Annotated in this window: 17 protein-coding genes; 6 read left to right on the top strand and 11 right to left on the bottom strand. The window is 62.0% G+C overall.

Features of this window, described 5'->3' with window-relative positions; genetic code table 11:
• The first annotated feature begins 291 nt into the window (after positions 1-291).
• The 5 genes from leuS to TK06_RS24990 all read left to right on the top strand — a co-directional run bounded on the left by leuS (position 292) and on the right by TK06_RS24990 (position 6,507).
• Positions 292-2,898, top strand: coding sequence for a leucine--tRNA ligase (gene leuS / locus TK06_RS25010; protein WP_063324237.1), 2,607 nt, complete (start codon positions 292-294; stop codon positions 2,896-2,898).
• Between the two features lie 90 nt (positions 2,899-2,988).
• Positions 2,989-3,594: an LPS assembly lipoprotein LptE gene (lptE, locus tag TK06_RS25005; protein ID WP_063324236.1), complete on the top strand. Its 606-nt coding sequence runs from the start codon at positions 2,989-2,991 to the stop codon at positions 3,592-3,594.
• Positions 3,595-3,633: 39 nt separating this feature from the next.
• Positions 3,634-4,671, top strand: a complete 1,038-nt coding sequence (gene holA / locus TK06_RS25000; protein WP_063324235.1) for a DNA polymerase III subunit delta — start codon at positions 3,634-3,636, stop codon at positions 4,669-4,671.
• Positions 4,672-4,947: 276 nt separating this feature from the next.
• Positions 4,948-5,112, top strand: coding sequence for an alternative ribosome rescue factor ArfA (arfA, locus tag TK06_RS24995; protein ID WP_063324234.1), 165 nt, complete (start codon positions 4,948-4,950; stop codon positions 5,110-5,112).
• A 72-nt stretch (positions 5,113-5,184) separates the two neighbouring features.
• Positions 5,185-6,507, top strand: a complete 1,323-nt coding sequence (locus TK06_RS24990) for a lytic murein transglycosylase (protein ID WP_063324233.1) — start codon at positions 5,185-5,187, stop codon at positions 6,505-6,507.
• A gap of 112 nt (positions 6,508-6,619) precedes the next feature.
• Here the strand turns inward: TK06_RS24990 and TK06_RS24985 are convergent, their stop codons facing one another.
• A complete protein-coding gene (locus tag TK06_RS24985) occupies positions 6,620-7,564 on the bottom strand; it encodes a S66 peptidase family protein (protein WP_063324232.1) in 945 nt (314 codons plus the stop codon).
• A gap of 151 nt (positions 7,565-7,715) precedes the next feature.
• Between TK06_RS24985 and TK06_RS33235 the strand changes: the two genes are divergently transcribed.
• A complete protein-coding gene (locus TK06_RS33235; RefSeq protein WP_256572709.1) occupies positions 7,716-7,841 on the top strand; it encodes a hypothetical protein in 126 nt (41 codons plus the stop codon).
• A gap of 797 nt (positions 7,842-8,638) precedes the next feature.
• Here the strand turns inward: TK06_RS33235 and lipA are convergent.
• From lipA to rsfS, 10 genes are all read right to left on the bottom strand, one after another.
• On the bottom strand, positions 8,639-9,661 hold the full coding sequence (lipA, locus tag TK06_RS24980) for a lipoyl synthase (RefSeq protein ID WP_003205886.1): 1,023 nt from the start codon (positions 9,659-9,661) through the stop codon (positions 8,639-8,641).
• Position 9,662: 1 nt separating this feature from the next.
• Positions 9,663-10,310 (bottom strand): lipoyl(octanoyl) transferase LipB, encoded by a 648-nt coding sequence (gene lipB / locus TK06_RS24975; RefSeq protein WP_063324231.1) that lies wholly within the window; start codon positions 10,308-10,310, stop codon positions 9,663-9,665.
• Positions 10,310-10,585 carry a DUF493 domain-containing protein gene (locus tag TK06_RS24970; protein WP_003185772.1) on the bottom strand — a complete coding sequence of 92 codons (276 nt, stop codon included), beginning with the start codon at positions 10,583-10,585 and terminating at the stop codon, positions 10,310-10,312. Before TK06_RS24970 ends, lipB begins: the two co-directional genes overlap by 1 nt.
• 81 nt (positions 10,586-10,666) lie before the next feature.
• Entirely contained in the window at positions 10,667-11,824 is a 1,158-nt protein-coding gene (locus TK06_RS24965) for a D-alanyl-D-alanine carboxypeptidase family protein (RefSeq protein ID WP_063324230.1), read from the bottom strand.
• 168 nt (positions 11,825-11,992) lie between these two features.
• Complete coding sequence (locus tag TK06_RS24960) at positions 11,993-13,018, bottom strand: septal ring lytic transglycosylase RlpA family protein (RefSeq protein ID WP_063324229.1); 1,026 nt, start codon at positions 13,016-13,018, stop codon at positions 11,993-11,995.
• Complete coding sequence (gene mltB, locus TK06_RS24955; RefSeq protein ID WP_063324228.1) at positions 13,018-14,028, bottom strand: lytic murein transglycosylase B; 1,011 nt, start codon at positions 14,026-14,028, stop codon at positions 13,018-13,020. Before mltB ends, TK06_RS24960 begins: the two co-directional genes overlap by 1 nt.
• A gap of 17 nt (positions 14,029-14,045) precedes the next feature.
• Positions 14,046-15,149, bottom strand: a complete 1,104-nt coding sequence (rodA, locus tag TK06_RS24950) for a rod shape-determining protein RodA (protein ID WP_063325216.1) — start codon at positions 15,147-15,149, stop codon at positions 14,046-14,048.
• Between the two features lie 31 nt (positions 15,150-15,180).
• Positions 15,181-17,076, bottom strand: coding sequence for a penicillin-binding protein 2 (mrdA, locus tag TK06_RS24945; RefSeq protein WP_063324227.1), 1,896 nt, complete (start codon positions 17,074-17,076; stop codon positions 15,181-15,183).
• A 9-nt stretch (positions 17,077-17,085) separates the two neighbouring features.
• Positions 17,086-17,553 carry a 23S rRNA (pseudouridine(1915)-N(3))-methyltransferase RlmH gene (rlmH, locus tag TK06_RS24940; protein ID WP_047229490.1) on the bottom strand — a complete coding sequence of 156 codons (468 nt, stop codon included), beginning with the start codon at positions 17,551-17,553 and terminating at the stop codon, positions 17,086-17,088.
• A gap of 9 nt (positions 17,554-17,562) precedes the next feature.
• Positions 17,563-18,057 carry a ribosome silencing factor gene (gene rsfS / locus TK06_RS24935; protein WP_003205895.1) on the bottom strand — a complete coding sequence of 165 codons (495 nt, stop codon included), beginning with the start codon at positions 18,055-18,057 and terminating at the stop codon, positions 17,563-17,565.
• Positions 18,058-18,109: the final 52 nt, after the last annotated feature.

Below are 18,109 nucleotides of genomic sequence, written 5' to 3'. Positions count from 1 at the left end.
TGAAGATAAGACTCACTCCCCATTGAGAAGCTTAGCTTCGCTGGGCAAACCGGCAGTGCGCCGCGACCAACGGCCCTGAACACGGCTCATCGCCGATGATCGGCAATGGCTCGGTGGTGGTTCGGCAGCAATCAGGGTTTCCCTCGGCAGAGTGCGGTCATGTATGCTACGGCGCTTCCTGTAACTCCACTTCCAGCTTGGCTGGGCATCGAAAACGCCGCATTCGGCGTCGTCTGCGTCCAGCATGGCAACGAAGAGGATTGGGCCACCCCATTCAGTACAAAAGTAGCCATGCACGAACACTACCAGCCCCGTGAAATCGAAGCCGCCGCCCAGTCGTTCTGGGACGAGCAAAAGTCCTTTGAAGTCAGTGAACAGCCAGGCAAGGAAACTTACTACTGCCTGTCGATGTTCCCTTACCCCAGCGGCAAGCTACACATGGGGCACGTGCGCAACTACACCATCGGCGACGTGATCTCCCGTTACCAGCGCATGCAAGGCAAGAACGTCCTGCAACCCATGGGTTGGGACGCCTTCGGCATGCCGGCGGAAAACGCCGCGATGAAGAACAACGTGGCCCCCGCCAAGTGGACCTACGAAAACATCGCCTACATGAAGACCCAGCTGCGCAGCCTGGGCCTGGCGGTGGATTGGTCCCGCGAGGTCACCACCTGCAAGCCCGACTACTACCGCTGGGAACAATGGCTGTTCACCCGCCTGTTCGAAAAAGGCGTGATCTACCGCAAGAACGGCACCGTGAACTGGGACCCGGTGGACCAGACCGTACTGGCCAACGAACAAGTGATCGACGGCCGCGGCTGGCGCTCCGGCGCGCTGATCGAAAAGCGCGAAATCCCGATGTACTACTTCAAGATCACCGCCTACGCGGATGAGCTCCTGGAGAGTCTCGACGAGCTGACCGGTTGGCCCGAGCAGGTCAAGACCATGCAGCGCAACTGGATCGGCAAGTCCCGGGGCATGGAAGTGCAGTTCCCGTATGACGTCGCCTCCATTGGCGAAGCCGGCACCCTGAAAGTCTTCACCACCCGCCCGGACACCTTGATGGGCGCCACCTATGTCGCCGTGGCCGCCGAGCATCCGCTGGCCACCCTGGCGGCCCGGAACAACCCTGAGTTGCAGGCGTTCATCGCCGAATGCAAGGGCGGCAGCGTCGCCGAAGCCGACGTCGCCACCCAAGAGAAGAAAGGCCTGCCAACCTCGCTGTTCGTCGAGCACCCGCTCACCGGCGAGAAACTGCCGGTATGGGTCGCCAACTACGTGCTGATGCACTATGGCGACGGCGCTGTCATGGCGGTGCCGGCCCACGACGAGCGCGATTTCGAATTCGCCCACAAGTACAACCTGCCGGTCAAGACCGTGGTGCGCACCAGCACCGGTGACCAGACCCCGGAACCTTGGCAGGACGCCTATGGCGAACACGGCGAGCTGATCAACTCCGGTGAGTTCGACGGCCTGGACTTCGCGGGTGCATTCGATGCCATCGAAGTCGCCCTGATCAAGAAGAACCTCGGCGCCTCGCGCACCCAGTTCCGCCTGCGGGACTGGGGCATCAGCCGCCAGCGCTACTGGGGCTGCCCGATCCCGATCGTGCACTGCGACACCTGCGGCGACGTACCGGTGCCGGAAGATCAACTGCCCGTGGTCCTGCCGGAAGACGTCGTACCCGACGGCGCCGGTTCGCCCCTGGCGCGCATGCCCGAGTTCTATGAGTGCAACTGCCCGAAATGCGGTGCACCGGCCAAGCGTGAAACCGACACCATGGACACCTTCGTCGAGTCCTCCTGGTACTACGCGCGCTACGCCTCGCCGCACTATCAAGGCGGCCTGGTGGAAAAATCCGCGGCCGACCACTGGTTGCCAGTGGACCAGTACATCGGCGGCATCGAACACGCCATTCTCCACCTGCTCTACGCACGCTTCTTCCACAAGCTGATGCGTGACGAAGGCCTGGTGAGTTCCAACGAGCCGTTCAAGAACCTGCTGACCCAAGGCATGGTGATCGCCGAGACTTACTATCGTCGCGAAGCCAACGGTGCCTACACCTGGTTCAACCCGAGCGACGTCGAACTCGAACGCGACAGCAAAGCCAAGGTCATCAGCGCCAAGCTGATCGCCGACGGCCTGCCGGTGGAAATCGGCGGCACCGAGAAAATGGCCAAGTCGAAGAACAACGGCGTCGACCCACAGTCGATGATCGACCAGTTCGGCGCGGACACCTGCCGCCTGTTCATGATGTTCGCCTCGCCACCTGACATGAGCGCAGAGTGGTCCGATTCGGGCGTCGAAGGTTCGCACCGCTTCCTCAAGCGCGTCTGGCGCCTGGCCCAAGCCCACGTCACCCAGGGCCTGCCGGGCAAACTGGACGTCGCCAGCCTGAACGACGAGCAGAAAGCCGTTCGTCGCTCGATTCACCTGGCCATCAAGCAGGCCAGCCATGACGTCGGCCAGAACCACAAATTCAACACCGCCATCGCCCAGGTGATGACGCTGATGAACGTGCTGGAAAAAGCCGCGCAAGGCACCGAGCAGGATCGCGCACTGGTTCACGAAGGCCTGGAAGCCGTGACGTTGCTGCTGGCGCCGATCACCCCACACATCAGCCACGAGCTGTGGAATCGACTGGGTCACGCCGACCCGGTGATTGATGCGCGCTGGCCGGTGGTGGACGAAACCGCGCTGGTGCAGGACAGCCTGACCCTGGTTATCCAGGTCAACGGCAAGCTGCGCGGCCAGATCGAAATGCCGGCCGCCGCCACTCGCGAAGAAGTCGAAGCCGCTGCGCGGGCGAATGAAAACGTACTGCGCTTCGTCGATGGCCTGACCATTCGCAAAGTGATCGTCGTGCCCGGCAAGCTGGTCAACATCGTCGCAAGCTAATTGGATCGGGCGCGAGGCTCAAGCCTGGCGCCGAATACAACCTGCGGGGTCGCATGGTCGACCCCCATAGGGTTCAAGGGGAGCAACAAGATGATCAAACGTAATCTGCTGGTAGTGGGCCTGGCGGTCCTGTTGAGCGCCTGCGGCTTCCAACTGCGCGGCACCGGCACCACCGAGCTGGCCATCACGGAACTGGACCTCAGCGCACGGGACGCCTATGGCGACACCGTGAAACTGCTGCGCGACACCCTGGAAAACAGTGGCGTGAAAGTCTACAGCGGGGCCCCGTACAAGCTGGTACTGGCCCGTGAACAACAGAGCCAGCGCAGCCTGAGCTATGCCGGTGCCGGTCGTTCCGCCGAGTACGAACTGAACAACGTACTGAGCTATGAGATCCGCGGCCAGAACGACCTGGTACTGCTGGACGACAAGCTGCAGGTGCAGAAGGTCTACCTGCACGATGGCAACAACATCACCGGTTCCGACCAGGAGTCGAGCGAAGTGCGCGATGAAATGCGTCGTGACCTCGTGCAACGCATGATGCTGCGCCTGCAACAGCTGAGCCCGGCCCAGCTGGAGCAACTGCAACAGACCGCCAACGCCCGTGCCAAGGCCGAAGCCGATGCGCTGGAAGCGGCACGCAAGGCTGAAGCGGAAACCCCGCAACAGTCGCCGATGCAGATCCCGGCTGAATAAGCCTTGCGGGGCGTTCCGGCGCCCCGCTCGCCTTCTCTTATGAAGCTCGCTCCCGCCCAACTCGGCAAACACCTGCAAGGCGCCCTCGCGCCGGTCTACATCATCAGTGGCGATGACCCGCTGCTGTGCCAGGAAGCCGCCGACGCCATCCGATCTGCTGCACGCCAGCAGGGTTTCGACGAGCGCCAGGTATTTGCCGCCGACGCCAGTTTCGACTGGGGCACGCTGCTGCAGGCCGGGGCGAGCATGTCGTTGTTCGCCGAAAAACGCCTGCTGGAGCTGCGTTTGCCGTCTGGCAAACCCGGTGACAAAGGCGCCGCTGCGCTGATCGAATATTGCTCTCGCCCGGCCGAGGACACCGTGCTGCTCATCAGCTTGCCGAAACTCGACGGCAGCGCGCAAAAGACCAAATGGGGCAAGGCCCTGGTCGAAGGCCCGCAGACCCAGTTCGTGCAGATCTGGCCGGTGGATGTCAGCCAGTTGCCCAGTTGGATCCGCCAGCGCCTGTCCCAGGCCGGCCTCTCGGCCAGCCAGGACGCGGTGGAACTGATCGCCGCCCGGGTCGAAGGCAACCTGCTGGCCGCCGCCCAGGAAATCGAAAAGCTCAAGCTGATGGCCGAAGGCGGGCAGATCACCGTGGAAACGGTGCAGGCTGCCGTGGCCGACAGTGCGCGCTTCGATGTCTTCGGGCTGACCGATGCGATCCTCAACGGTGAGGCCGCCCATGCCCTGCGCATGCTCGAAGGCCTGCGGGGCGAAGGCGTCGAGCCACCGGTGATCCTCTGGGCCCTGGCCCGGGAATTACGCCTGCTGGCCAACCTGTCCCTGCAATACAGCCAGGGCGTCCCACTGGACAAAGCCTTCAGCCAGGCCCGACCACCCGTCTGGGACAAGCGCAAACCGCTGATGAGCAAGGCCCTGCAACGCTATTCCGCATCGCGCTGGGCGCAATTGCTCCTCGAAGCCCAGCGCATCGACGCGCAGATCAAGGGCCAGGCCGCCGGCTCACCGTGGATGAGCCTCAGTCGCTTGTCGCTGTTGATGGCCGGTCAACGACTGGCGTTGCCTGCCGAGTAAACACACAGCAAGAGCACACTGCATATCTGTGGCGAGGGGATTTATCCCCGCTGGGCTGCGAAGCAGCCCTAAAACCCGGCACTGCGCAGTGTCAGGCAGTATGAAGGGGGACGCTTCGCGCCCCAGCGGGGATAAATCCCCTCGCCACAGATAATCTCTCGCTACACCATGTGTGTCCGTCCGAACGACACTCCCTGCACAATGCAGGGACTGGACAGCCCGCCAACTCTGCACCATGATTTGCACCGCAAACCCCATCCCACGAGAGACACCATCATGAGCAAAAAGCCATCCAGGCATGGCCCCAACAAGGCCAAATCCATCGTCGCCCAGCCCCTGTTCCGCAGCCGCCAGGAACGACCCGCCAAGGGCAAAGGCAGCTACCGCCGCGAAGCCTTCCAGTCTGACAACTGGGAGGCTTCTTGCTTTGTGGCAGCTTGAAACACCCGGACAAGCCCTACACCCCTTTCGCATGATAAGGTCAGCACCTGATTTGTATTTCTGGACCCGTGCATGCCCTTCTGTCTTTCCCATCGTTGGCCACTGCGCCAGATGATTATTGCCGCCAGCGTTGCCCTGCTTGTCGCCTGCGCCGAAAAACCTACTGCCGCCGACGCCCAACCGCTCCAGACAGCCCCCGCCGTGACCGCTCCGGCCATCGTCCCGCCCCTGGTGCCGACCGGTGAAGACCTGGCCATTGCGCCCACCCAGACCTTCGCGCAATGGCAGGCAGGGTTTCGCAAGGAGGCACTGGCCGCCGGTATCCGTGGCGACCTGTTCGATCGTGCGTTTGTCGGCGTCAGCCCGGACATGAGCGTGATCAAGGCCGATCGCAGCCAGCCGGAATTCACCCGTCCCGTGTGGGAATACCTCGATGGCGCGCTATCGCCACTGCGGGTCAACAAAGGCAAGAGCCTGATCCAGCAGAACGCCCAGGTCCTGCAAAGTATCGAGCAGCGTTATGGCGTTGATCGCGAGGCGCTGGTGGCGGTGTGGGGCATGGAGAGCAACTTCGGCCAGTTCCAGGGTAGCAAGTCGGTGATCAATTCCCTGGCGACCTTGGCCTACGAAGGACGGCGCCCGGGTTTTGCCCATGCGCAACTGATCGCCGCGCTGCAAATCCTGCAACAGGGCGATATCACACCGGAAAAAATGCTCGGTTCCTGGGCCGGCGCCATGGGCCAGACCCAGTTCATTCCCACCACGTACAACACCCATGCAGTGGATTTCGACGGCGACGGTCGCCGCGACATCTGGGGCAGCTCCACCGACGCCCTGGCCTCGACCGCCCATTACCTGCAAAGCTCCGGCTGGCAGCGTGGCCAGCCATGGGGGTTCGAGGTCGATCTCCCAGAGGGCTTCGACTACACCCTGGCCGATGGCACGATCCGCAAGCCTGTTGCTGAATGGGAGCGACTGGGGGTTTCAGAATATGGCGGCCTGCCAATAACCCCGGATGACAAACAGCTCTCGGCGTCTCTGCTCCTGCCGGCCGGCCATCGCGGCCCGGCGTTCCTGATCTTCGATAACTTCCGCGCCATCCTCAAGTACAACAACTCGTCGTCCTATGCCTTGGCGGTCGGGTTATTGTCAAAGCGCTTTACCGACGGCGGACTGGTCTATGGCCAGTGGCCCAAGGAGGACCTGCCCCTGAGCCGCAGCGAACGCATCGAATTGCAGACACTGCTGAGCAAGCACAACTACGACGCGGGCAACCCCGACGGCATCATCGGCGCCAACACCCGCAAGGCCATCCGCAGTGCCCAGCAGTCGTTCGGCTGGCCGGCGGATGGGTATCCGACGCAGCAGTTGCTGGAGGCGTTGCGTAGCCGCTGATTCGCCTTATGGCGACTGCCGCTATCGCGAGCAAGCTCGCTCCCACAGGTGTTCTCAATCAACCTGTGGGAGCGAGCTTGCTCGCGATGGCTGACTCCCAGGCGCTACATGACTAGCGACTGACCACCACATCCTGCTCCAGCACCAACCTCTTCTCCTCCGCATCGAGCGTCACCAAGGCCCCCATGGGCAAGGTCAGATTCGGATCGCAGTGCCCGCTGCGCCAGCCGGACAGCACCGGGATACGCAACGGCTCGAAGGTCTGCTTGAGCAAGCGGTTCAACGCCTCGACGTCGACCCCGGCCACATCTCCCACCAAAACGCCGCGTAGCTGGTGCAACGTGCCGGCCAACCGCAGTTGAGTCAGCAATCGGTCGATGCGGTACAGCGGCTCGTTGACGTCTTCGATGAACAGGATCACCCCTTCGGCGTCGATCTGAAAAGGCGTGCCCATGGTCGCGGCAATCATCGACAGGTTGCCGCCCAGCAGACGTCCGTGGGCGATGCCCGGTTCAACGGTGGTCAATGGATACGTTGCCGGATGGCTTAGCACGCTGCCGGCCTTCAACTGGCCACGCAGCAGGCTGAAAAATGAGGTGACGGTTGGGGGTTCCTTGTCGCCCAGCAGATCGGCGTTGAGCAGCGGGCCGTGGAAGGTCACGAAGCCTGCGTAGCGGCTGATGGCCAGGTGCAGGGCGGTGATGTCGCTGTAGCCTACGAATGGTTTGGGGTTGCGGCGCAGGAGGTCGAAGTCGATGCGGTCCAGTAGCCGGGGCGTGCCGTAGCCGCCGCGTAGGCAGATGATCGCGGTTACTTCTGGGTCGGCGAAGGCGGTGTGCAGGTCGTTGAGTCGTACTTCGTCGCTGCCGGCCAGGTAGTCGTTCTTTTCGTAGACGCCTGGGAAGATCCGCAGCTCATGACCTCGGGCGCGCATCCATTGGATGGCTTTGTCCGTGTCCAGGGGGGCGGGACCGGCGGGGGCGATCACGGCGATCAGGCCCTTGGGTGGGAGAGCTGGGACGGGCTGGTGTGGGCTTAGGGTGTAGGAGGGTTCCATGGGTTTCCCGGTTTGGCCTGCCTAGTGTGTATATCCGTTTTTTGTGTAACGGCTACTTATGGTTCCGCCCTTACGGCGGCTCACTTTTGAAAAGCGCAAAAGTAAGCAAAACGCTCTTGCCCCACCACTCGGTGCCTCGCCTAGGCTCGGCATGCCCGAACGCAGGCATTGCTCCGTGGGCCGCCGCGAAGGGCCATCCATGGCCCAGCGCGGCTATCCCGGCATCCATGCCGGGATGCCCACTGCGCAATGCCTGCGTTCGGCCAGCGTGGTTTAACGGGGCGCCTAGATCAAGATCAAGATCAAGATCAAGATCCAAAGCAAAGCAAAGCAAAGCAAAGCAAAGCAAAGCAAAGCAAAGCAAAAGCGGGGCATTCACTTAGGGCAGTCGACAAACCCGTGGCGAGGAAGCTTGCTCCCGCTGGGCCGCGAAGCGGCCCCAAAACCTGCCAAATACGGAGCATCAGACACACCGCACCCGCCGGTTTACGACTGCTTCGCAGCCGAGCGGGAGCAAGCTCCCTCGCCACAGGTCCATCATTTTTCTTAAGTGAACAGCATTACGCTCCCACAGGGCTTTGCGGTGTTCGCAATATCTGGGTAGGTGCAAAAACCTGTGGGAGCGGGTGATCACAGCATCTGCACACGACACAAAACCTTGCTCGCGATGCATCGGCACAGCCAACATCACCACAAACCTATCCTCCGCTTTCCCGAGCAAGCCCGCTCCCACAGAAGAAACGCGTTCACTCTAAGCCAGGCCGGCTATAAGGCCGCCTCGCGCAGCTTTTGATCTGGGGCGCCCCGTTAACCACGATGGCCGAACGCAGGTATTGCGCAGTGGGCACCTCGGCATGGATGCCGAGGTAGCCGCGCTGGGCCATGGATGGCCCTTCGCGGCGGCCCACGGAGCAATGCCGGAGTGAGGGCACACCGAGCCTAAGCGAGGTGCCGAGTGGTGGGGCAAGAGCGTTTTGGTTACTTTTGCGCTCTTCAAAAGTGACCCGCTGTAAGAGCGGAACCCTAAGTAGCCGTTACCGAAGAAACGGATATACACACCACCCAAACGCTCGATCAGGAACCCAGAAGCTCAGCCTTGACCAACTTAGCCTGCTCATCCGCATGATACGAAGACCGCACCAACGGCCCCGAAGCCACGTTCTTGAAGCCCATCTTGTACCCTTCCTCAGCAAACCAGGCAAAGGTATCCGGATGCACAAAACGCTGCACCGGCAGGTGGCTACGCGAAGGCTGCAAGTACTGCCCCAAGGTCAACATATCGATGTCATGCTCACGCATGCGCTTCATGACCTCGATAACTTCCTCATCCGTCTCACCCAGGCCCAGCATCAAGCCGGACTTGGTCGGAATGTGCGGCATCATCTGCTTGAAGCGTTGCAGCAAGGTCAACGACCACTGGTAATCCGACCCCGGACGCGCGGCCTTGTACAGGCGCGGTACGGTTTCCAGGTTGTGGTTGAACACATCCGGTGGCTCGGCGGCGGTGATTTCCAGGGCGATGTCCATGCGGCCACGGTAATCGGGCACCAGGGTTTCCAACTGTACGTTCGGCGACAGCTTGCGGATCTCGCGGATGCAGTCGGCAAAGTGCTGGGCACCGCCGTCACGCAGGTCGTCACGGTCCACCGAGGTGATGACCACGTACTTGAGCTTCAGGTCGGCGATGGCGATGGCCAGGCTTTCCGGCTCGTTGGTGTCCAATGGCTTCGGACGGCCGTGACCAACGTCACAGAATGGGCAGCGACGGGTGCAGATGTCGCCCATGATCATGAATGTGGCAGTGCCGCCGGAGAAGCACTCGCCCAGGTTCGGGCAGGAGGCTTCTTCGCAGACGCTGTGCAGCTTGTGCTTGCGCAGCAGGGCCTTGATTCGGTCGACTTCCGGGGACACCGGGATGCGCACGCGGATCCAGTCAGGTTTCTTTGGCAATTCGGTGGTCGGAATGATCTTGACCGGGATGCGTGCAACCTTCTCGGCGCCGCGCAGCTTGACGCCGGCCTCTACCTTGGCACGTGGGGCCGGACGCTCGGTGACGTCCTGCGTCGGGATAATGGTTTGCACTGCATCAGTAGTCATATCAGTCGATTCCGCCCGTGAGGGTCGTCTGCTCAGCATAGTCGAGGTGTTTGACGAGCTGCGCGCGCAGCCGGGCACTTACCTCGGCAAATTCAATCGATCCTGCATGCTCGCTCAACTGGGTCATCGCCAGTCCCGCGTAGCCACAGGGATTAATCCGTCGAAATGGCTCAAGGTCCATGTCCACGTTCAGCGCCAGGCCATGAAACGAACAGCCATGGCGGATTCGCAATCCCAAGGAGGCGATCTTCGCCCCGTCGACATAGACACCCGGCGCATCCGGCTTGGCCGCCGCCGTCACACCGTAGCTGGCCAGCAGCTCGATCAGGCATGTCTCCATGCGGGTGACCAGCTCGCGCACGCCAAACCCCAGCTTGCGCACATCCAGCAACAGGTAGGCGACCAATTGGCCAGGACCATGGTAGGTCACCTGCCCGCCCCGGTCGACCTTCACCACCGGGATATCCCCCGGCAGCAGCAGGTGCTCGGCCTTGCCGGCCTGGCCCTGGGTGAACACCGGCGGGTGTTCCACCAGCCAGACTTCATCGTCGACGGTAGTGCCGCGTTCGTTCGTGAAGCGTTGCATGGCATGCCAGACCGGCTCGTAAGCCATCGTGCCCAGCTCGCGAAAGCCCAGCGTGCCCGGCATCACAACACCATGTGCACGAAACCGGTCGCACGCAGCTCGCTGTTGATGTCGTAGAGCTGTTCCTGGCCGGTGGCAATGATGTGCAACTGGATCGTCGTGTACTTGCCGTTGGTACTCTGGCGCTCGGCCAGGGTCTTGTGGTCAACGGTGGCATGTTTTTCAAGGATCGCAATGATCCGGTCCTTGAAACCCACGCCGGTGTCGCCGATGACCTTGATCGGATAATCCGCGCAGGGGAATTCGATCTTCGGCGCTTTTACTTCAGAGTCTGTCATGGGGTAACGGCCTCGTAAGCCGTGGTAACGCACATGGCCCCGCTCCGAATGGGAACGAGGCCATGCAGGTCAACACTTCAATCAGTTGAACAAGCCGTAGAAGAATAGACGGATGCTATCCCACATGCGGCGGAAGATACCACCTTCCTCGACCGCGTCCAGAGCGATCAGGTCGGCGCTGTGCACCACTTTGTCGTCCAGTTTGACTTCGACTTTACCGATCACGTCGCCCTTGGCGATGGGAGCGGTCAGTTGCGGGTTCATGGTCATGCTGGCAGCGAGCTTCTTGAGCTGGCCTTTAGGCAAGGTCATGGTCAGGTCTTGGGCCAGGCCGGCCTTCACCTGATTGGTGGTGCCTTTCCAGACCTGGGCCTGGGCCAGTTCGGTGCCCTTCTGGTAGAAGGTCTGGGTTTCGAAGAAACGGAAACCGTAGGTCAGCAGCTTCTGGGTTTCAGCGGCACGGGCCACTTCGCTGCTGGTGCCGAAGACGACGGCGATCAGGCGCATGCCGTCACGGACAGCCGAAGACACCATGCAGTAGCCAGCCTCGTCGGTGTGGCCGGTCTTCAGGCCATCGACGGTCTTGTCGCGCCACAGCAGCAGGTTGCGGTTAGGCTGCTTGATGCCGTTCCAGAAGAATTCCTTCTGGGAGTAGATGGCGTAGTGCGCCGGGTCTTCATGAATGATCGCCCGTGCCAACAGCGCCATGTCGTGAGCCGACGAGTAGTGCTCAGGGTTCGGCAGACCGGTAGGGTTCATGAAGTGGCTGTTGGTCATGCCCAGGTCGGCCACGGTCTTGTTCATCATGTCGGCGAACGCATCTTCGCTGCCGGCGATGTGCTCGGCCAGGGCAACGCTGGCGTCGTTGCCGGACTGGATGATGATGCCGTGCAGCAGGTCGCTGACGGTCACTTGCGAACCGACCTTGATGAACATCCGCGAACCGCCGGTACGCCAGGCGTTTTCGCTGACGGTCACCGGATCGTTTTCACCGATCTGGCCACGACGGATTTCCAGGGTGGCGATGTAGGCGGTCATCAGCTTGGTCAGGCTGGCCGGTGGCAGGCGCTGGTCACCGTTGTTCTCTACCAGGACCTCGCCGCTGCTGGCATCCATGAGCACGAAGGATTTGGCGGCCAATTGAGGAGGCGCAGGCATCATCTCCACCGCGAACGCGGCTGGGGAGAGAAGCAGCGGGACTAGCAGGCAAAGGCGTTTGGCAAAGGTGGTGATGTTCATCCGTCTCTCGAAATCGCTAATGGGACTGCCCGAAGGCAAAACTGAAACAGGCAACCTTCTAACGGGTCGCCGCGCATTTAAGTTGCTCACTCACAACCCTTGCCGGGCTTTTGTTATTCATGGAGCCAACAACCTGACCCGCTCCAACCGCGAGCGGGCCTCAATCAATTACTCGGCGGTGACCAGGCTCGGCGAACCGAGATTGGCCAGGCGCACACTGTTCTGCACTTGCTGGACTTCACCCGGAGAACCGATCGGCCCCAGGCGCACCCGATGCAGTGTCTGCTGGTTGCGCACGATCGAGCTGATGAACACCGGGGCGCTCACCATCGAGCTGAGCTTCGACCTCAGCAGCTCGGCAGCGTCCGGGTTGGCGAACGCGCCCACTTGCAGAAACTGGCCAGACGCTGTTGCAGAAGCGTTTTTTTTTGCGTCGAGCTGAACGGGCACTACGGCCGCCGCGTGCTGCTGCGGCGGTGGCGTCCACTGCTCGACCGTGCCGGTGGACGCCGTCACGGTCGGCGCGGCATTTTGCGCCACTTTCGGCTCGTTGAGCATCAAAGGCGCCGGACGGCCGCGTTGGGCCCACCATTCCTGCGGGTCGATACCTTCAACCTTGACCCGGGCGGTGCCGATTTCAGCGTAACCGAGTTTTTTCGCCGCCGCATACGACAAGTCGATGATGCGGTCGGAATAGAACGGCCCACGGTCATTGACCCGCAGGATCACGCTCTTGTTGTTGTCCAGGTTGGTCACCCGCACATAGCTGGGCAGCGGCAAGGTCTTGTGGGCCGCGCTCATGCCGTACAGGTCATACACCTCGCCGTTGGCGGTGTTCTGGCCGTGGAACTTGGTGCCATACCAGGACGCCGTGCCCGAGGCCACGTAGCGCTTGGAGTCGGACAGCGGGAAATAGGTCTTGCCCAACACCGTGTACGGGTTGGCCTTGTAGGGGCCCGTGTGCAGGGTCGGCGTGGCGTCGGGAATGCGCGAGACATCCACATCCCACCACGGCGCGCCGTCCTTGTGGGCCCGGTTGATGTCCAGGCCGGGCGTCGCGCGCACGGCGGTGGAGTTCTTCTGGGCCGGCGCGCGGCTGGTCGAACAACTGACGACCAACAGCGACAGCGCGGCCAACGCCACGAGCTTGAGGGGTTTGGCTTTCAGGGGTAGATAGGTAGGCAATGCCCGCATTATTTGACGCCCCGTGCTTTGACCAGCTCTTCAGACAGTTGATATACGGCCATGGCGTACATCACGCTGCGGTTATAACGCGTAATCGCGTAGAAATTCTTCAGACCCATCCAGTATTCGGGGCCTTGTTCGCCTTCCAGGCGTATCGCGGTGACCGGCATGTCGTCACGCAGCGCATCATGACTCGACCAGCCCAACGCCCGCAACTCCCCGACGGTTTTCGTCGGCTCGATGCCCTCGGTCAGGCCCTCGTCCACCTGCTCGCCACGCACGTCGGCACGGCTGACCACCGGCTGGCCGGCTTCCCAGCCGTGGCGCTTGAAATAGCTGGCAACACTGCCGATGGCATCGGTCGGGTTGGTCCAGATATTGATGTGGCCGTCGTCGTCGAAGTCCACCGCGTAAGCCCGAAAACTGCTGGGCATGAATTGCGGCAGGCCCATGGCTCCGGCATAAGAACCCTTGAGGGTCAGCGGATCAACCTGCTCTTCGCGGGCCAGCAGCAAGAACTCGCGCAGCTCCTTGCGAAAGAATTCGGCGCGCGGCGGGTAATCGAAGCCCAGGGTCGACAGCGCGTCGATCACCCTGAAATTCCCGGTGTTACGGCCAAAGAACGTCTCGACGCCAATGATAGCCACAATGAACTGGGCCGGTACGCCGTATTCCTGCTCGGCACGGGCCAGGGCCGCCTCGTGCTGGCGCCAGAAGTCCACGCCCCGGGCGATACGCGCCTCGGTGATGAACATCGGCCGGTACTCGCTCCACTGCTTGACCCGCTCGGCGGGCCGGGAGATGGCGTCAAGGATCGACTGCTTGCGCTCGGCCTCGCGAAATACCCCCATCAGTTGCTCACCGGCAAAACCGTAGTCGCGGGTCATCTCACCGACGAATTCGGCCACCTGCGGCGAACCTTCGTATTCGCCTGCCTGGGCATGCGGCGCACCGCCCAGGAAACCGACCAGGCCGATCCACGGCGCATATCGCGTCGACCAGCCACGCATTGCTTGCATTGAACTCTTCACCTTATTCAAACCTGCGCGATCCACTTGCGATGCGTATGAATCGACATCAAGACCCCAAACGCTGACAGTAGTGTCACCAGCGAAGTTCCTCCGTAGCTAATGAATGGCAACGGCACCCCCACGACCGGCAACAGGCCACTGACCATACCGATGTTGACGAAAACATAAACAAAAAACGTCATGGTCAGGCTGCCCGCCAGCAACTTGCCGAACAACGTCTGGGCCTGGGCGGTGATCACCAGCCCCCGGCCGATCAACAGCAAATAGATCAACAGCAGCACGCAGATGCCTACCAGGCCGAACTCCTCGCCCAGTACGGCGATGATGAAGTCGGTGTGGCTTTCCGGCAAAAAGTCCAGGTGCGACTGGGTGCCCATCAGCCAGCCCTTGCCGAACACCCCGCCGGAGCCGATGGCGGCCTTGGACTGGATGATGTTCCAGCCAGTGCCCAGCGGATCGCTCTCCGGGTCGAGGAAGGTCAGGATTCGTTGCTTCTGGTAGTCGTGCATCACGAAGTACCACATGGCCACCGAGACCGGCACCGCGATGGCGACGACGCTGAGGATCCAGCGCCAGCGCAAACCGCCCATGAACAGCACGAAGGCGCCACCGGCCAGGATCAGCAGCGAAGTGCCAAGGTCCGGCTGGCGCACGATCAGGATGAACGGGATGCCGATCAGCAACAGGCTGATGCACACGTGCTTGAGCTGCGGCGGCAGGGTGCGCTTGGCCAGGTACCAGGCGATGGTCGCCGGCATGATGATCTTGAGGAATTCCGAAGGCTGGAAGCGGATCACCCCGGGAATGTTGATCCAGCGAGTGGCGCCCATGGCGTTGTGACCCATCACGTCCACCACCACCAGCAGGCTCACGCCCACCACATAGGCCAGCGGCACCCAGCGGGCCATGAAACGCGGCTCGAGCTGGGCAATGACGACCATCGACACCAGGCCGATGCCGAACGAGGTGGCCTGCTTGCCCAGCAGGTCCCAGTTCTTGCCACTGGCCGAATACAGCACGAACAGGCTGCCTGCGGCCAGGGTCAGCAGCAGGATCAGCAACGGACCATCGATGTGCATGCGCTGCAGCAAGGTGGCACGGCGGCGCATCACATCTTCGCTGGAGAGGATCCGGTCGAAATTATTCTTCACGGGCCGTAGCCTCCGCAGTGATGGGGCTTGCGTATTCCGGCTTGAGCTGGCCGTGCTCGTCCAGCAGCCAGGCGTCCATGATCTGGCGCACCACCGGCGCGGCGACGCCGGAACCCGACTCACCGTTCTCGACCATCACCGACACGACGATCTTCGGGTTGTCGGCCGGCGCGAAGCCGACGAACAAGGCGTGGTCGCGATGGCGTTCCTGGACCTTGGAGCGGTCGTACTTCTCGCCCTGCTTGATGGCGACGACCTGGGCCGTACCGCTCTTGCCGGCAATCCGGTATTGCGCACCGATGGACGCCTTGCGGGCGGTGCCGCGGGCGCCGTGCATCACCTGCTGCATGCCGTTGTTGACCTTCTGCCAGTCCGACGGGTTGCGCAGGATGATGTCTGGCATCGGGTCCGGGTCCACCGGTTTCTGGCCTTCGATGGTCTTGGCCAGGTGCGGGCGATACCACTTGCCCTTGCTCGCCACCAGCGCCGTGGCCTGGGCCAGTTGCAGTGGCGTGGCCTGCATGTAGCCCTGGCCGATCCCCAGGATCAGGGTTTCGCCGGGGAACCAGGCCTGGCGCCGGGTCGCCCGCTTCCATTCGCGCGAAGGCATCAGGCCGGGGGATTCCTCGAACATATCCAGGGAGACTTTCTGACCGAGACCGAACTTGTTCATGTAGGACGACAACCGATCGATCCCCAGCTTGTGGGCCAAGTCATAGAAGTAGGTGTCGTTGGAACGCATGATCGCCGTTTCCAGGTCCACATAACCGTCGCCGGTGCGGTTCCAGTTGCGGTACTTGTGGTCATAGTTCGGCAGTTGGTAATAACCCGGGTCGTAGACCCGGCTCGACGCGGTCACCACGCCGGAGTCCAGCCCGGCAATCGCCACGGCCGGCTTGATGGTCGAGCCCGGCGGATAGAGACCGCGCAGCACCCGGTTGAACAGCGGCCGATCGATGGAATCGCGCAGCTCGGCGTAGGCCTTGAAGCTGATGCCGGTGACGAACAGGTTCGGGTCGAAACTCGGCTGGCTGACCATTGCCAACACCTCGCCAGTGTTCGGGTCCAGCGCCACCACGGCACCACGCCGACCACCCAGCGCCGCTTCGGCGGCCTCTTGCAGCTTGATGTCCAGGCTCAGGACGATGTCCTTGCCGGGAATCGGGTCGGTGCGCTTGAGCACCCGCAATACGCGGCCGCGGGCGTTGGTTTCGACTTCCTCGTAACCCACCTGGCCATGCAGCTCGGGCTCGTAGAAACGCTCGATGCCAGTCTTGCCGATATGGTGGGTGCCGCTGTAATTGACCGGATCGAGAGTCTTGAGCTCTTTCTCGTTGATCCGTCCCATGTAGCCGACCGAGTGGGCAAAGTGCGGCCCCTGGGGATAATGCCGCACCAACTGCGCCACCACCTCGACGCCGGGCAGGCGGAACTGGTTCACGGCGATCAGGGCGATCTGCTCTTCGGTCAGCTCGAACAGGATCGGCACCGGCTCGAACGGACGTCGGCCCTGGCGCATGCGCTTCTCGAAGATCGCCCGGTCCTCGGGCGTCAGTTGCAGCACTTCGACAATCACGTCGAGCACGTGCTGCCAGTCGCCGGAGCGCTCGCGGGTCATGCTCAGGCTGAAACTGGGACGGTTATCCGCCACCACCACGCCATTGCGGTCGAAAATCAGCCCGCGGGTCGGCGGAATCGGCTGCACATGCACGCGGTTGTTTTCCGACAGGGTCGAGTGGTACTCGTACTGGATCACCTGGAGGAAATACAAGCGCGCAATCAGCACACAGATCAGCGTCACCACCATAATAGCGCCGAACACGACGCGGCCCCGCACCAGACGGGCGTCTTTTTCGTGGTCCTTGATGCGGATCGGCTGGGGCATGGGGCAGGATTACTTGTGGTAAGGGTGCCCGGACAGGACTGTCCAGGCACGATACAGCTGTTCGCCGATCAGGATCCGCACCAGCGGATGTGGCAACGTCAACGGCGACAAGGACCAGCGCTGATCGGCCCGGGCACAGACTTCCGGCGCCAGCCCTTCCGGGCCACCGACCATGAAATTGACCGTGCGCGCGTCCAACCGCCAGCGATCGAGCTCCACCGCCAGTTGCTCGGTGCTCCAGGGCTTGCCATGGACTTCGAGGGTGACAATGCGCTCGTTCGGCCCGACCTTGGCCAGCATGGCTTCGCCTTCTTGGCGGATGAAGCGCGCCACGTCGGCGTTCTTGCCACGGGTATTGAGCGGAATTTCCACCAGTTCCAGGGCCAGCTCGGACGGAAGACGCTTGGCATATTCATGCCAGCCTTCTTCCACCCACTTGGGCATGCGAGAACCGACGGCGATCAGGCGCAGTCGCACAGCGGTCCCTTATTGCTGGTCTTTGTTGAGCTTGGTGAAGTGCTCATGGGGGTTTTCCGGGCTGTGGTGCGCGGCGCTGGCCGAACGGCTCTGCTCGGCACCGGCCCACAGGCGTTCCAGGTCATAGAACTGGCGCGCCGAGGCCGTCATCATGTGCACGATGACATCGTCCATATCCAGCAGTACCCAGTCGCTGTCGCCCTTGCCTTCTTCACCCAGCGGCTTGACACCCTGGGCCTTGACCGCTTCGCGGACCTTGTCCAGCATCGCGCCGATCTGGCGGTTGGAGGTACCGGTGGCGATGATCATGTAGTCCGTGATGCTCTGCTTTTCACGAACGTCGATCACCTGGATGTCCTGGGCCTTGACGTCTTCCAGGGCCGCAACGGCGACCTTGACCAGTTCTTCACCGGCCAGTACGACGCCGGTGTGGGCCTCTACCGGCAGCGGGGCGCTTTTGAACGTGCCTTTGCGCTTTACTTTGTTTACGTCTTTGTCAGTCATATAAAACTCGTTTTGCTCGTATGTTCGGGCGCTTCGCTACACGCATTCACGT

This window comes from Pseudomonas fluorescens (genome assembly GCF_001623525.1).
In the GTDB taxonomy this organism is placed as follows: domain Bacteria; phylum Pseudomonadota; class Gammaproteobacteria; order Pseudomonadales; family Pseudomonadaceae; genus Aquipseudomonas; species Aquipseudomonas fluorescens_Q.
The sequence above is the reverse complement of the archived record's forward strand: the minus strand, read 5'-3'. Positions and strand labels throughout refer to the sequence as shown.

What these genes read in the sequence shown, in the direction of transcription:
- rsfS (WP_003205895.1), bottom strand. Translation starts at nt 18,057, where the DNA reads ATGACTGACAAAGACGTAAACAAAGTAAAGCGCAAAGGCACGTTCAAA.
- mrdA (WP_063324227.1), bottom strand. Translation starts at nt 17,076, where the DNA reads ATGCCCCAGCCGATCCGCATCAAGGACCACGAAAAAGACGCCCGTCTG.
- lptE (WP_063324236.1), top strand. Translation starts at nt 2,989, where the DNA reads ATGATCAAACGTAATCTGCTGGTAGTGGGCCTGGCGGTCCTGTTGAGC.
- arfA (WP_063324234.1), top strand. Translation starts at nt 4,948, where the DNA reads ATGAGCAAAAAGCCATCCAGGCATGGCCCCAACAAGGCCAAATCCATC.
- mltB (WP_063324228.1), bottom strand. Translation starts at nt 14,028, where the DNA reads ATGCAAGCAATGCGTGGCTGGTCGACGCGATATGCGCCGTGGATCGGC.
- leuS (WP_063324237.1), top strand. Translation starts at nt 292, where the DNA reads ATGCACGAACACTACCAGCCCCGTGAAATCGAAGCCGCCGCCCAGTCG.
- rodA (WP_063325216.1), bottom strand. Translation starts at nt 15,149, where the DNA reads ATGCGCCGCCGTGCCACCTTGCTGCAGCGCATGCACATCGATGGTCCG.
- lipA (WP_003205886.1), bottom strand. Translation starts at nt 9,661, where the DNA reads ATGACTACTGATGCAGTGCAAACCATTATCCCGACGCAGGACGTCACC.
- TK06_RS24960 (WP_063324229.1), bottom strand. Translation starts at nt 13,018, where the DNA reads ATGCGGGCATTGCCTACCTATCTACCCCTGAAAGCCAAACCCCTCAAG.
- TK06_RS24965 (WP_063324230.1), bottom strand. Translation starts at nt 11,824, where the DNA reads ATGAACATCACCACCTTTGCCAAACGCCTTTGCCTGCTAGTCCCGCTG.
- lipB (WP_063324231.1), bottom strand. Translation starts at nt 10,310, where the DNA reads ATGCCGGGCACGCTGGGCTTTCGCGAGCTGGGCACGATGGCTTACGAG.
- TK06_RS33235 (WP_256572709.1), top strand. Translation starts at nt 7,716, where the DNA reads ATGCCCGAACGCAGGCATTGCTCCGTGGGCCGCCGCGAAGGGCCATCC.
- TK06_RS24970 (WP_003185772.1), bottom strand. Translation starts at nt 10,585, where the DNA reads ATGACAGACTCTGAAGTAAAAGCGCCGAAGATCGAATTCCCCTGCGCG.
- TK06_RS24990 (WP_063324233.1), top strand. Translation starts at nt 5,185, where the DNA reads ATGCCCTTCTGTCTTTCCCATCGTTGGCCACTGCGCCAGATGATTATT.
- holA (WP_063324235.1), top strand. Translation starts at nt 3,634, where the DNA reads ATGAAGCTCGCTCCCGCCCAACTCGGCAAACACCTGCAAGGCGCCCTC.
- TK06_RS24985 (WP_063324232.1), bottom strand. Translation starts at nt 7,564, where the DNA reads ATGGAACCCTCCTACACCCTAAGCCCACACCAGCCCGTCCCAGCTCTC.